Here is a 13,636-nt window from a genome sequence, read left to right on the forward strand (position 1 = left end):
GGATAATTAGTATTATTGTCGGCAAGACCGGCTATCGATTCGGAGTCCCTGCCCTGTTACTATTCCTTGTCGTCGGCATGATTTTCGGTAGCGATGGTTTCGGACTACAGTTTCATAACGCTAAAGAAGCACAATTTATTGGTATGGTTGCTCTTAGCGTTATTTTGTTTTCTGGCGGTATGGATACTAAATTCAGCGAAATTAAACCGATTCTTGTTCCGGGTATTGTCCTCTCCACATTCGGCGTACTGCTTACCGCCGTCTTTACAGGATTCTTCATCTGGTGGATCTCCGGCATGAGTTGGTCAAATATTTATCTTCCTATCACTGCATCCCTACTACTTGCTTCTACCATGTCATCTACCGATTCCGCTTCTGTATTTGCCATCTTGCGTTCGCAGAAAATGAATCTGAAACATAACCTTCGTCCTATGCTGGAGCTTGAAAGTGGTAGTAATGACCCCATGGCTTACATGCTTACCATCGTACTGATACAGTTCATACAATCCGGTGGAATGGGTATTGCAGGTATCTTCGGCTCATTCGTTGTACAGTTTATAGTAGGTGCAGCAGCCGGATATCTTCTTGGCAAACTTGCCATCCTCATGCTGAACAGACTTAATATTGATAATCAAGCCCTCTATCCTATTCTTTTGCTTGCATTCGTATTTTTCACTTTTGCCATTACCGATCTTCTGAAAGGAAACGGTTACCTCGCCGTTTACATTGCCGGTATTATGGTAGGCAACAACAAGATAATGCATCGAAAAGAGATTTATACTTTCATGGATGGATTGACCTGGCTGTTCCAAATCATCATGTTCCTTTGCCTCGGTTTGTTGGTAAATCCTCACGAATTACTCGATATTGCTTTGGTAGCAACGCTTATCGGTGTATTTATGATTGTTATCGGTCGTCCGCTTAGTGTCTTCCTCTGCTTGCTGCCTTTCGGCAAGAAGATTACAAACCATTCGCGACTCTTCGTTTCCTGGGTAGGTTTGCGCGGAGCAGTGCCTATCATCTTCGCCACTTATCCGGTAGTAGCGCAAGTACCGGGTGCCGATGTGATCTTCAATATCGTATTCTTTATCACGATTGTTTCCCTCATTATCCAGGGTACTACCGTTTCCTTAGCCGCCCGCTTGCTGAAACTTTCTACCCCGTTGGAGAAGACCGGCAATGAATTCGGTGTGGAGTTGCCCGAGGAAATAGACAGTGATCTCAGTGATATGACCGTTACCACAGAGATGCTGGAAGAAGGCGATACCCTGAAGGATATCACTCTGCCTAATGGAGCACTCGTAATGATTGTGAAACGAGGCACGGAATTCCTGATACCGAACGGATCGTTGAAATTACATTTGGGGGATAAGCTGTTGCTGATTTCGGATAAGAAGAATGATTAGCACATTATCCCCCCAATTGGTTATTTTTTCTTTTTCTTTCGCCTCCCACCAAAGAATAAATATATAAACTTGCACGCCATCACATTTAGCTCTATATTTGCGCAGTTTTAACTAAAGTGTGCAAATTTAACAGATGGAACAAGAACAACACTTCATTGATTACATTGAACAAAGCATCATTCGGAACTGGAACTTAAACGCCTTGACTGACTACAAAGGTGCTACTCTCCAATATAAAGACGTAGCTCGCAAGATTGCAAAATTCCATATTGTACTGGAAAGTGCCGGTATCCAGCCGGGTGATAAAATTGCCGTCTGCGGTCGTAACAGTGCACACTGGGCAGTTACTTTCCTGGCAACCATCACTTATGGAGCTGTTATTGTACCTATCCTTCACGAATTTAAAGCGGATAATATACATAATATCGTCAACCACTCAGAAGCCAGACTGCTTTTTGTGGGAGACCAGGTGTGGGAAAACCTGAATGAAGACGCCATGCCGCAATTGCTGGGCGTTATTCTGATGACTGAATTCACCCCTGTAGTCTGTCGCGACAAACGATTGATGGAAGCTTTCGAGCACCGCAATACTCTCTACGGACAACGCTATCCTAAAAACTTCCGTCCCGAACACATCTGCTATCGGAAGGATGAACCGGAAGAACTTGCCATCATTAACTATACTTCCGGTACTACCGGATATTCCAAAGGTGTCATGCTTCCCTATCGCAGCCTTTGGTCCAACGTGAATTACTGCCATGAGATGCTTCCGGTGAAACCAGGCGATAATATGGTTGCCATGCTTCCTATGGGACATGTGTTTGGAATGACTTATGATTTCCTTTACGGTTTTTCAGCCGGGGCACACCTCTACTTCCTCACTCGCATGCCGACTCCTAAAATTATCGCACAATCTTTCGCTGAAATCAAACCACGCGTCATCTCATGCGTGCCTCTGATTGTAGAAAAGATTATCAAGAAGAATATTCTGCCCCGTATAGATAATAAAATAGGTAAGTTACTGCTTCGTCTTCCTATCATCAATGATAAGATCAGAGCTCTTGCACGCAAAGAAGCAATGGAAATATTCGGCGGTAACTTCGATGAAATTATCATCGGTGGAGCCCCGTTCAATGCAGAAGTCGAGCGCTTCCTCAAACAGATAGGTTTCCCCTACACCATCGCTTACGGTATGACGGAATGTGGTCCGATCATCTGTTCCAGCCGCTGGGAAACCCTGAAGCTGGCATCATGCGGTAAGACAACCACACGCATGGAAGTGAAGATCGATTCGTCTGATCCGGAGAAGGTGGCGGGAGAAATCATTTGTCGAGGTACCAACCTGATGCTGGGATATTATAAGAACCAGGAAGCAACGTCACAAATCATTGACGTAAATGGCTGGCTGCATACCGGCGATTTAGGCACAATGGATGCGGAAGGTTATGTAACTGTGCGCGGGCGCAGCAAGAATATGTTGCTCACTTCCAGCGGACAAAACATCTACCCGGAAGAGATTGAAAGCAAACTGAATAATATGCCTTACGTTTCCGAGTCGCTCATAGTGTTGCAAAAAGAAAAATTGGTAGCACTGATTTATCCGGACTTTGACGATGCATTTGCCAATGGACTGCAACAAACAGATGTAGAGCGTATGATGGAAACTAACCGTAACGAACTCAACCAGCAATTACCGGCTTATTGCCAGATATCAAAGGTGAAGATACATTTTGAGGAATTTGAAAAGACAGCCAAAAAATCTATTAAACGGTTTATGTATCAGGAGGCTAAAGGTTAACAAAGATATAAGATTAAGTCTATATTTTTAATTAATGTTATAGAACATACTTTTTTATTTGGATAATTTGCAGTTATCCTGAAAGTACGTATCTTTGCACTGTGTTTTTCATAGTATTAGATTTAAGGTTAACAAAGGTTGGAGTACAGCGGTACTCCTTTTTTTATGCCTATACTTTCCGGAATATTTATATCAGAAGCAGGAAGTTGCCACAAAGTGCCATCTTCTCCTTTCACTTATAGTTTTCGATGCAAAAATAAGTAAAATCCTCAATAATCCGGCAATCAATTGTTATCTTTACTTCCAAACCAAAACTCTGTTATCATGGATATACATACTTTTATGACCAATTATCGAGAAGCATTTGGTGAACGCGCAGAACTTCCCATCGCCTTCTGGTACTCCGATAAACAGGAAAGCGAAACAGAAAAAATTGGCGGTTGCTTCTTCAAGGACCTGCAACAAGTAAGGGAAGGTAAAACTATCAGCCTGAACAGCGACGTCATAGGATGTGGCGGCGGAAAATTCTACACCGGTTTCACGGAAATGCCTATACACGTACCTAACTTCGTATCTCTGAAAGAGAAGTACAAAAAGACTCCTGAAATGGTAACAGATTTCATAAAGCAAATCCAGGTACCGCGTACGGAAAAGGCCTATCTGCATTTTGCCCGGATAGATAAACTTACTTCTTTCGATGATGTAGAGGGTTTGCTGTTCCTTGCTACGCCTGATATCCTGTCAGGGCTTACCACATGGGCTTTTTATGATACGAATGCATTCGATACCGTAGCTACTCCTTTCGGTTCCGGTTGCAGTTCCGTTGTAACCCTCACTGTTCTCGATAACCAAAAAGACGGTAAGCGCTGTTTCCTCGGCTTCTTCGATCCGTCCGTGCGTCCCCACTTTGAAGCCAATCTGTTGAGCTTTACTATTCCCATGTCCCGTTTCAAAGAGATGTATCACACCATGCGCGAAAGTTGCCTGTTCGATACACACGCCTGGGGAAAGATAAAAGAGCGTATCAACGAATAAAACCTTGAAAAAAAGTAAAGAAACAATGTCTATCTTTTAATTAGTGTTATAAAAACACTTATATTGGTCTAATCATTTGGAAATACGCAGAATATCCGTACCTTTGCACTGTGTTTTTCATAGTATTAGATTTAAGGTTAACAAAGGTTGGAGTACAGCGGTACTCCTTTTTTTATGCCCATACGTTTGGAATATCCTCGCAAAAGGTTTTTCTTTGTGATAATGCTTTAAAACAATAATGCCATGAAAAAACACTGTTACTCATCAATCTTCTTCTACTCTCTGTATGCGTATTCCCGCAAGAGAATATCGAAGTAAACTATGCTACTATTAAAAAGTATGTAAAAAAATAGTCGGATGATTACCAACAGCTGATTGAACGCTTTGAAGCTAATGACAGCTTATTATCCTTAAACGATTACGCGCTAATCTACTACGGTCATTTCTTTCACCTCAAAATACAAAGGGAGTATGGAGCTTTGGAAAGAGCTTGAGACGCTAATGGAAGAAAAGAAATGGGAAGAAGCATATACCCTATTAAAAGAATGCCGGAAAAAGAATCCTGTATCTCTTAAATTACTCATTTATGCCGTGAATCTGGCGAGTGAGCTGCAAAGAGAAGAAGAAGTTCAGGCTTATATAGATAAATACATAAAACTTTCCTCTGCCATCATATCCAGTGAAGATGGCACAAGCGAAGATACAGCATTCAAAGTCATCAGCGTCAATGATGAATATCAGATATTAAACAATGTCTTCAAAGTAGAAGGTCTGAAGCAACAATCATTAGTAAACAAATGCGACCTGATGGAATTTGAAAGCAGTCCATACTATGAGGGCACTCAAATCTACTTCGATATCAGCCGCTCGCTGGACTATATGAAAGATTTATTCAAATAAAAAACAATATCCCCTTCCTTCACTCTGAACCACTGTACTTGGTGATCGGAGAGCTGAGGAAGGGGATTTTTATATACCAGATATTTCGGTTTATCAGATATTACCGGACAGTTTTTTCAATCCTTTCAATTCCGCCTTATCTTTCACCTCCATAATACTGATGGCATAACCACCACCCGGAGCCGCTTTCAATTTCAGTACGGTTTTAGGAGAAACAATCCCTTTACGGATTACGTAAGCCTGCGGATTCGTTTTATAATCAGCATCCTTTGCGTCCGCATAAACAGTAGCTATATACTGTTTATCAGCATCCAGAAAATCCAGTTTCAGAGTAGAAGCATGTCCCTGCTCACTGCTGGTACAACCTATAAACCAATCATTCGTACCTTTCGCCTTACGGGCAGCCGTGATATAGCGTCCCGGTTCTGCTTCCAGGTATCGGCTGTCATCCCAGTCCAGAGCCACATCTTTAATGAACTGGAAAGCATCCATAAAGCGTTCATAGTTCTCGGGCAGATCGGCTGCCATTTGCAGAGGGCTGTACATCGTTACGTAGAGTGCCAACTGACGCGCCAATGTAGAGTTTACATGAGCATGACTATTCGGATTCAGTTTATTCATATCCATTTCAAAGACACCCGGCGTATAATCCATCGGTCCGCCTTGCAGACGGGTGAAAGGAAGAATGGTCGTGTGGAAAGGCTTGCTGCCTCCGAAAGCTTCATATTCCGTGCCACGGGCAGATTCATTTCCTATCAGGTTCGGATACGTACGGCACAAACCAGTAGGCCGTACAGCCTCGTGGGCATTCACCATAATCTTATGCTTGGCAGCTTCGGTCACGGCATACAGGTAATGGTTGTTCATCCACTGCCCATAATGATATTCGCCACGCGGAATGATATTGCCCACATAGCCGCTTTTCACGGAATTGTAACCGTATTGGTTCATCAAGTCATAGGCAGCCTCCATGTGGCGTTCGTAGTTGCGTGCGGAAGCCGATGTCTCATGGTGCATCATCAGTTTGACACCTTTGGAGTGGGCATACTCATTCAGGTATTTGATGTCAAAATCAGGATATGGAGTGAGAAAGTCGAAAACATAATCCTTGCTGTTGCCGAACCAGTCTTCCCAACCGGTATTCCAGCCTTCTACCAATACCTGGTCGAAACCGTGCTCCGCAGCAAAATCAATGTACTTCTTTACATTCTCCGTATTGGCGGGGTGAATACCATTCGGTTTCACTTTCGTATAATCCGTTTCATCCAGTTTTACGGAAGGGAGATCAAATGTATAAGCCCACGGCTTGCCTGCCGCAATCATTTCCCACCATACGCCTACATACTTCACAGGCTTAATCCAAGAAGTATCCTCATACTTGCAAGGATCATTCAGATTCAGTATCAGATTGGAAGCCAGCATTTCACGGGCATCATCACTGACTATCACCGTACGCCACGGAGTGTGGCAAGGTGACTGCATATACCCTTTATCACCCTGTGCATCCGGTGTCAGCCAAGATTCAAAGATAAGGTTCTTATCATCCAGATTCAGATGCATGCACGAATAATCCACCAAAGCAGCTTCATGGAGATTCAGATAGATTCCGTCAGCTGTTTTCATCTGGAGTGAAGTCTGTACACCTGTCAGTGAAAACTGGGTTTGTGACGCATTATCAGTAATGGCTCCCTGCATCAAACCGCGAATTTCCGAAAGTTTGGATTCCGTATAATCATATTCCTGAGTATCGTAATCACCGGGAATCCACCAGGCGGTATGATCGCCCGTCATAGCAAACTGGGTATGTTCGTCCTTAATCACAAAGTAAACCAGATTCTTCTGTTGCGGAAACTCATAACGGAATCCTACACCATCATCATATACACGAAAACGAAGGTTCATATAACGATCCGTGGCGGGCTGTTTCAATTCAACCAACAATTCGTTGTAGTGATTACGAATATCTTTCGTCTCACCCCACACCGGTTGCCAGGTTTCGTCGAAGGTAGAGGTAGAAGCTTTCAGGACTTCAAAACCATCCAACAGATTATTGGCATTCTTCAATTCCAGTCCCAAGGTGCTGGGGTTAATCACGGATTTCCCTTTATACTCCACCTGATAGGTCGGAGCACCATTCTTTGATAATTCGAAATCCAGCTTCACCTGGCCCGAAGGAGACGACACTCCTTCTGCTTTCCCCGCTAAGGCAAAAAGAAGACAAATTGCACTAAGCATTAACTTTCTCATAACTATACTTTTTAATAATTTAAGTTTCACATGCTGCCTATATACAATTGAGATACTTCTATCAGCATATAACAGCATGCGGAATATGGTTTAATAAATAAATTCAATCGTGTGTTTCACCCCGTCATCCGGCAATCTCAACATACAAAGATTCTGTTTCTTATCCGGACACCATGCGATAACCTTGAACTCCGTCTCCATTCCTTCATTCAGTTTTTCCGCTTTCATCTTCCTTACTTTCTGTCCGTCAATAAGCGCTTCCTTCGGCATCTGCCCGGTATAAATGCAAAACATCAGGTTACGTTCTCCCAGAAGGGCATACTTCTCTCCCGCCCTTTCCCCGACTTCGAGCACATATCCCTTTTCCGTTGTCCGGCAAGATACAGGAGTACGCATAAATTCTCCACGCTGATATCCCAGATCAGTTCCTGCATCTTCATACAGAGAGAAAGACATTTCACCGCCCGTCACAGCCGGAAATACCTCAAATGTAATCGGATAAACCGCTTTCTCATCCGTATAATTCATCACAGGCATCTGAGGGATGATACTTCCTTTCCGCACAAACATAGGAATGGTATTCAGCGGAGCATTTGCCGTAGTCCACTGTTCACCGCTATATTCCGTGCGCTTGTCATTATAATCAATCCAGGTACCTTCGGGCAGATAAACATTCTTATTAGTTGCCCCCTTCTTCACCACCGGAGCCACCAGCAGTTCGCTACCAAACATAAATTGTGCATCTGTAGAGACTGTTTCCAAATCCGCCGGATATTCCATAAACATGGGGCGCATAATCGGCAAACCCGTTTCATACGCTTCGCGGGCATAAGTATAAATATAAGGCAGCAAGCGATATTTCATTTCTATGGCAGCTTTAACGTTCTTCTCCGCTTCCTCCCCAAAGAGCCACGGTTCTACTGCCACATCTCCTTCATGGTGAATACGGCTCAGAGGATTGAACGCTCCCAACTGTACCCAACGGGTATAAAGTTCCGCCATAGCGGGATAATCTTCAATATCCCCGCAATAACCGGAAATGTCACATGCCACGAAAGGAATCACACCCAGTCCGGCAGATAAAAGTACCGGGATCTGATTAGCCATCTGTCCCCAGCCTTGCAGCACATCATCTCCATTGCCACAATCTCCGGTCCAGCCGAAGGTGTAACGCTGTAATCCTGCATAGGCGGCACGTGTCATCTGGAAGACACGAAGATCCGGATTCCGTTTCTCAAACTGTTCCTTTACCACCTTGTCCCAGGTCAGACCATACACGTTATGAATTTCATCGTGCATACCCAGGTGGTGCTTCATTACAAGACGTTCCGTTTGTTCCTCATTGCTCCAGGCAGGCTCACCCATATCCGTCCAGAAGCCGGCAATGCCGTCATCTATCGGTTTCTGCTGATAGGCTCCCCACCAGTCCGCCACTTCGGGAATGGTAAAGTCCACCACACCGCAGTTGCCACCCCACGGCCAGGGCATATCATAGCTCTTACCTGTAGTGGAGTCTTTCACCAGATAACCCAAGCGGTCTGCTTCTTCCCATTGCTTTTTATTAGCCTGAGAGATAACCGGATCTTGCGAAACAATCACTTTGAAGCCCATCCCTTTCAGGTCGGCAAGCATCTTCCTCGGATTCTGATAGTTTTCTTTCCGCCAGTTGAAGTCCTGTAGGTATTGAGTCCAGCCTATATCCTGATAGATGATATCGCAAGGAATACCACGCTCGCGGTACCCTTCGGCTATTTCATAAGAGAGCTTCTCGGTAGTCAGCAGGCCGCGGCATTGTGCAAAGCCCAGTGCCCACTTCGGAGGCATGATGGGTTGTCCGGTCAATACGACATACTGTTTCATGATTTCCTTATAATCCTTACCGAAGATAAAATAGTAAATCATCTCCCCACCAGGAGCTTCAAAGCTGTAATAATCACGGCTTTCAGTGCCGAATTTGAATTCTGTCTTATACGTGTTATCCAGAAATATACCATAGCGATAACTGCTCATAAAGAAAGGGATACTCTTGTACAGGGGGTCTTCCACAACGCTGTAACAAGGTTTATCACTGTTCCACATCTTATAAGATTCGCCACGGCGGTCCAGTTTGCCGGTCTTCTCGCCCAGACCGAAGAAGTGTTCGTCCCGGCGCAGGGTCTTATACTCCACTTTACGCTCTCCATCGCTGATATGCCCCTTGTCGGCATAGTCGCCGAACAAGAGCTTCTGATACTTGTCGAATATCTGCAAGCTGAACGGAGCCTTGTTGATGCGGATACGCAATTTAGGCGTAAATATCTCATAGCAGGCATTCTGTTCGTCCACCCGGACAGTGCCTACATCTTCCAATTCTTCATTAATCACCGAAAAGGAAGGATTTCCCCGCTCCAACTTACCGTCCGGCGAAAACCAGACGCGCACAACGGAGGGACTGCAAAGTTGCAACTGCACAGCCGAATTATCGTCTAAATGAAACGTAACGTCTCTCCCTTCCTGCGAATAAGAAGTACAGTTTCCCGTTACATTTCCGCCATATAAGTGCGGAGACAGGCAACACAGTGTTAAAAATAAATATATATATTTTCTCATGGTTCTATATCTTTTATAATCTGTTCTTTTCTGTAGCGGTTATGAACTGAAAAAAACAGGATAACGGTGCATATTATTTACAAATAATATATGTTCCTAAAATAGTCGTATACTGAACCTAATTCAGTCGTATACTGAATGCCATTCAGTCGTATACAGAATAGGGTTCAGTCGTATACTGAATAGGGTATGGGCTAATAATTTGATAATCAGAAAATTGCAAAAAACCGCATTGCCATTAATAAATTCTGACAAATCTCTGTTATATATAGCACAGCTACTTTATCGCCCTATCACTTTACCACTTTACCACCTTATCACTCTTTTCTTTCCAATTTATTTTGAATCAACTCCAATAACCGTTTATTCTATTACAATCATGCTCCAGTATTTCAGCGAAGGAAGCGTAAAGGTTATCGCTCCGTCTTTCTGTTCAAAAGCTAATTCCTGCGAAGCTCCGGCATGTGCGTCGGGAGTAGCCACCCACACTTTGCTCACTTTCCCCGCAACATTCAGCTTCAAGGGCACTTTAGTCACCAACCGTGGTTCGGGCATTGTCCCGTTCAGGTCTCTCCAACTCAGGCTGTTTGCACTAAGGAAGTTCAGCAGATGAACCACCTGTTTGCCGTTCACCCTTCTGGCAAAAGAAGTAATGACCGATTTCTGTGGCGGCCAAGTGTTCAGATTCAGATTCTTGCTTGCATCCGTACATACCAAAGTTACCTCCTCCTCCTCCCCGCCATCACGAAGAAGATTCTGATAAGCAGTCATAAAGTCATAATAGCGCACAACAGCCGTCTTCAAGGCATCACTCATCTGCAAACGGGTATTTGGAAAATATTCACTGCACAACATGTGGTCGCCTCCCAATTCCAGGTGCGAACCTCCCAGAGCAAACATCACCGCATCCGTCAGCAAGATTCCCGGCATATTGAACTCGCCGGAACCTTTTTCATAATTCATATAAGCCGCAAACACCGTCTTCAGTGCCTGATTTCCGTACTGATGGCTCGCTTTCAGGATCGTATATAAATCCGTAAAATCAGCTTCATCCCCCCAAACTTCATTATACAGGAAATCCACTTTCCCCGTACCTGCAATCTGGGATGCACCATAGCTGCTTACTGCATTCATCACCAGTCTCTTATCAGGATGTTTCCCCTTCATAGCCTCAATAAACGAAACATAAGTCTTAGGCAGATTCACCTTATTCCCCTTGTAATCATAGCGATCACCGCGGTTTCCCAACTGGTCTATCTGATAGCCGTCAAAGTCAAGATTGGCATAAACATCATCGTTGCGTTGGGCGATATATGCCTGCCATTCGGCATTACCCGGATCGAGCAAATAAATATTGCTCTTCCAACTGTCAGGCAACGTATGCGCATCCTTATCCGTATGCCCTGTGCCTTTAAAGATGTACCATTCTTCTTTCACACCGTCACCGGCTGCATCATCGAGCGCACCGAAACAAAGATTATAGAACATAGCCTTCATTCCAAACGAGTGCTGGATGCGGATATAATCCTTTACCGACTGTGTATAGATATCCCGGTTGGCGATGTCCTTATATACCGCATCGAGATGTTCACGCGTACCGCCTAACGGCCAGTGATGCTTGTTGTGCCAATCCTGAAACTGCACACCATTGATATGGCAACGGTTCAGAAAAGCCATTTCCTCCTGAATTTTACTTTCCGTTTTAGAAGCGTCGAAGGTGGCGACAAAGCCATAACGCGGGAAGCGTGTCCAGTCGCTGGATACATCGACGGCAACAGTACCGAGAATGACTTCCGTACCGTCTTCTTTAGTGCGATAGATATCCGCCAGATATCCGGTGAAATCCGTTGCAGGGGCAGTCCACGTCCAGGAACTGCCTGCGGCTGCCTGTTCGGAGATTACCTTATTCAAAGTACGGTAACGTATCTTTGCTCCCGCAGGCAGGGCATCGGCTGTGAAGGAAACGGTTTCACCCGGTTTGTAACAAGCCTTGTCAGTGGTCAGGTTCACGGTCAAATCGGAGGTAACGGGAGTGACATCAGTCACTCCTCCGGTTTCTCCTCCACCGCCGTTACCACCGCCGGTTTCATCATTGTCTTTGCTGCACGAAGCCAAAAAGAACGTGGCAGCCATTGCATAAACTATATATTTCATCGTTTCACTGTTTCACTATTGAAATCGTCTCTTCCAGTTGATTCAGGGTAATCTTATAAGAACCTGCCGTCGTGATTTTCCATTTCAGGTCGATACCTCCAATCATTACATCCAGGTATTGAGCTTTGAAAGCGTCACTGGCCTTATCCAGGAACAACATTGGTTCCGTCTCGCCCGAAGGCTGCTTATCGGCTACGGTCGGCATAAACCAAGCACCGTTCCAGTCCTCTTTCTTATCACAGGTCAGTTTCAACTCACCCACATTCAGTACACCTTGCCAGGTAAATATATACGGATTATCCGTGGCCTGCATCGGCGTGGCATCTCCAATGCTCCATCCCGCAGGCGTAGCATCCCCTACCATATAAATCATCTCATAAGGAACAAATTCGCTCATCATCATGCGCTCTTTCCCTGCACGGATATCGACACATATCTTATAGGCCTTGCCACATTCGGCATCTTTCAGCACCCATTTATTGTCAGGATCGAACCCTTTCACAAACACCATTTCCGTATCGGTGTAAGCGGCATCCGCATTCTTTGCCTTATACATATTCTCCCAGCTTCCTTCCGAAGTTCCGAACTTGAATTCCCCACTCTGGCCTGCATCGAACGAACGGGCATAGCGGAACAGGAATGGATCGAGCACATCCTTTTTCATCGGCACAAATCCCCAGTCGTTCATACCTCCTACGAAATAAAGCTGATCGTAAGCCGGTCTGAGGTTCTCGGTCTGAGTCAGAGTGACAACACCGGTAAACAGGTTCGCTTCAACAACATAGTTGAACTCTTCTTCAATCGTAAACGATTCGTCCGGCTGATCGGCACTGGTACGAAGCACCAGTTTACCGTCAGTCCCTTTGTTGTACGACGGCAAGAAAGAACCCAGCGTAGTGATAAACTTAAAGGAACCCGCAGTCATTTTTCCCGTCCATGTAAAGATACCATTATCTTTCCGAGTCATTTCCGTTGCATCGTCCGCACTCCAACCGCCGGGAGTGGCATCACCTATCAGGTAAAGAGTGGCAGTCAACGGTTTGTAGGCAGTGACACTAAAAGAGGTGGTGGCCACCTGCGTCTCTTCCCGATCCGTTACTTTGGCTGTCAGGCGTGCTTCCAGAGAGATGTTTTCAGTAGTTTCCGCACCGAAATGCTCACGAAGGATGTTATTCAATTCCTCCACGTTCTTCTTCCAGGTATATTCCTGCACAACGTTCTCCAAAGCCACATAAGGAGCGGCAAAATTACTGCCCGCCTTGGCTAGTTCCAGTGTATAGGAAATCTTGTTTCCCGTACCATAATTCGTGCCCGTTGTCCAGGAGAGTTCCAGGGCATCATCACCATGCGCCTGTTCGTTCAAAACGACTTCCGTGTTGCTGGTGGAAAGTGCCAGTTCATTGTGCCCCTTGTCCAGTTCCATATAGTCATTGTCCACGCATGCAGACAGTGCCATGCAACCCAGCAATGCAAATACTAAATGTGAAATATATCTTTTCATATTCTT

The 13,636-nt window shown here is 44.8% G+C and carries 9 protein-coding genes; 5 read left to right on the plus strand and 4 right to left on the minus strand.

Features of this window, described 5'->3' with window-relative positions:
* Nucleotides 1-2 precede the first annotated feature (2 nt).
* The 5 genes from BN161_RS17300 (at nucleotide 3) to BN161_RS17315 (ending at nucleotide 5,139) form a co-directional block, all read left to right on the plus strand.
* On the plus strand, nucleotides 3-1,406 hold the full coding sequence (locus BN161_RS17300) for a potassium/proton antiporter (RefSeq protein WP_044268657.1): 1,404 nt from the start codon (nucleotides 3-5) through the stop codon (nucleotides 1,404-1,406).
* Nucleotides 1,407-1,539: 133 nt separating this feature from the next.
* Nucleotides 1,540-3,204, plus strand: coding sequence for a long-chain fatty acid--CoA ligase (locus BN161_RS17305; protein ID WP_044268660.1), 1,665 nt, complete (start codon nucleotides 1,540-1,542; stop codon nucleotides 3,202-3,204).
* 324 nt (nucleotides 3,205-3,528) lie between these two features.
* On the plus strand, nucleotides 3,529-4,239 hold the full coding sequence (locus BN161_RS17310) for a DUF169 domain-containing protein (RefSeq protein WP_044268662.1): 711 nt from the start codon (nucleotides 3,529-3,531) through the stop codon (nucleotides 4,237-4,239).
* A gap of 374 nt (nucleotides 4,240-4,613) precedes the next feature.
* Nucleotides 4,614-4,733: a DUF4919 domain-containing protein gene (locus tag BN161_RS30840; RefSeq protein WP_262483919.1), complete on the plus strand. Its 120-nt coding sequence runs from the start codon at nucleotides 4,614-4,616 to the stop codon at nucleotides 4,731-4,733.
* Nucleotides 4,711-5,139 carry a DUF4919 domain-containing protein gene (locus tag BN161_RS17315; RefSeq protein ID WP_262483918.1) on the plus strand — a complete coding sequence of 143 codons (429 nt, stop codon included), beginning with the start codon at nucleotides 4,711-4,713 and terminating at the stop codon, nucleotides 5,137-5,139. Before BN161_RS30840 ends, BN161_RS17315 begins: the two co-directional genes overlap by 23 nt.
* 93 nt (nucleotides 5,140-5,232) lie before the next feature.
* On the opposite strand, the gene BN161_RS17320 is transcribed toward BN161_RS17315, so the two are convergent.
* From BN161_RS17320 to BN161_RS17335, 4 genes are all read right to left on the minus strand, one after another.
* Complete coding sequence (locus BN161_RS17320) at nucleotides 5,233-7,386, minus strand: glycoside hydrolase family 97 protein (protein ID WP_044268670.1); 2,154 nt, start codon at nucleotides 7,384-7,386, stop codon at nucleotides 5,233-5,235.
* 90 nt (nucleotides 7,387-7,476) lie between these two features.
* Nucleotides 7,477-9,975 (minus strand): glycoside hydrolase family 31 protein, encoded by a 2,499-nt coding sequence (locus tag BN161_RS17325; RefSeq protein ID WP_044268672.1) that lies wholly within the window; start codon nucleotides 9,973-9,975, stop codon nucleotides 7,477-7,479.
* A 363-nt stretch (nucleotides 9,976-10,338) separates the two neighbouring features.
* Complete coding sequence (locus BN161_RS17330; RefSeq protein ID WP_044268674.1) at nucleotides 10,339-12,129, minus strand: endo-dextranase; 1,791 nt, start codon at nucleotides 12,127-12,129, stop codon at nucleotides 10,339-10,341.
* Nucleotides 12,130-12,133: 4 nt separating this feature from the next.
* Nucleotides 12,134-13,630, minus strand: coding sequence for a SusF/SusE family outer membrane protein (locus BN161_RS17335; RefSeq protein ID WP_044268677.1), 1,497 nt, complete (start codon nucleotides 13,628-13,630; stop codon nucleotides 12,134-12,136).
* Nucleotides 13,631-13,636: the final 6 nt, after the last annotated feature.

This window comes from Bacteroides timonensis (assembly GCF_000513195.1).
GTDB lineage: Bacteria > Bacteroidota > Bacteroidia > Bacteroidales > Bacteroidaceae > Bacteroides > Bacteroides timonensis.

What these genes read in the sequence shown, in the direction of transcription:
- BN161_RS17330 (WP_044268674.1), bottom strand. Translation starts at nt 12,129, where the DNA reads ATGAAATATATAGTTTATGCAATGGCTGCCACGTTCTTTTTGGCTTCG.
- BN161_RS17320 (WP_044268670.1), bottom strand. Translation starts at nt 7,386, where the DNA reads ATGAGAAAGTTAATGCTTAGTGCAATTTGTCTTCTTTTTGCCTTAGCG.
- BN161_RS17325 (WP_044268672.1), bottom strand. Translation starts at nt 9,975, where the DNA reads ATGAGAAAATATATATATTTATTTTTAACACTGTGTTGCCTGTCTCCG.
- BN161_RS17335 (WP_044268677.1), bottom strand. Translation starts at nt 13,630, where the DNA reads ATGAAAAGATATATTTCACATTTAGTATTTGCATTGCTGGGTTGCATG.
- BN161_RS17305 (WP_044268660.1), top strand. Translation starts at nt 1,540, where the DNA reads ATGGAACAAGAACAACACTTCATTGATTACATTGAACAAAGCATCATT.
- BN161_RS17315 (WP_262483918.1), top strand. Translation starts at nt 4,711, where the DNA reads ATGGAGCTTTGGAAAGAGCTTGAGACGCTAATGGAAGAAAAGAAATGG.
- BN161_RS17310 (WP_044268662.1), top strand. Translation starts at nt 3,529, where the DNA reads ATGGATATACATACTTTTATGACCAATTATCGAGAAGCATTTGGTGAA.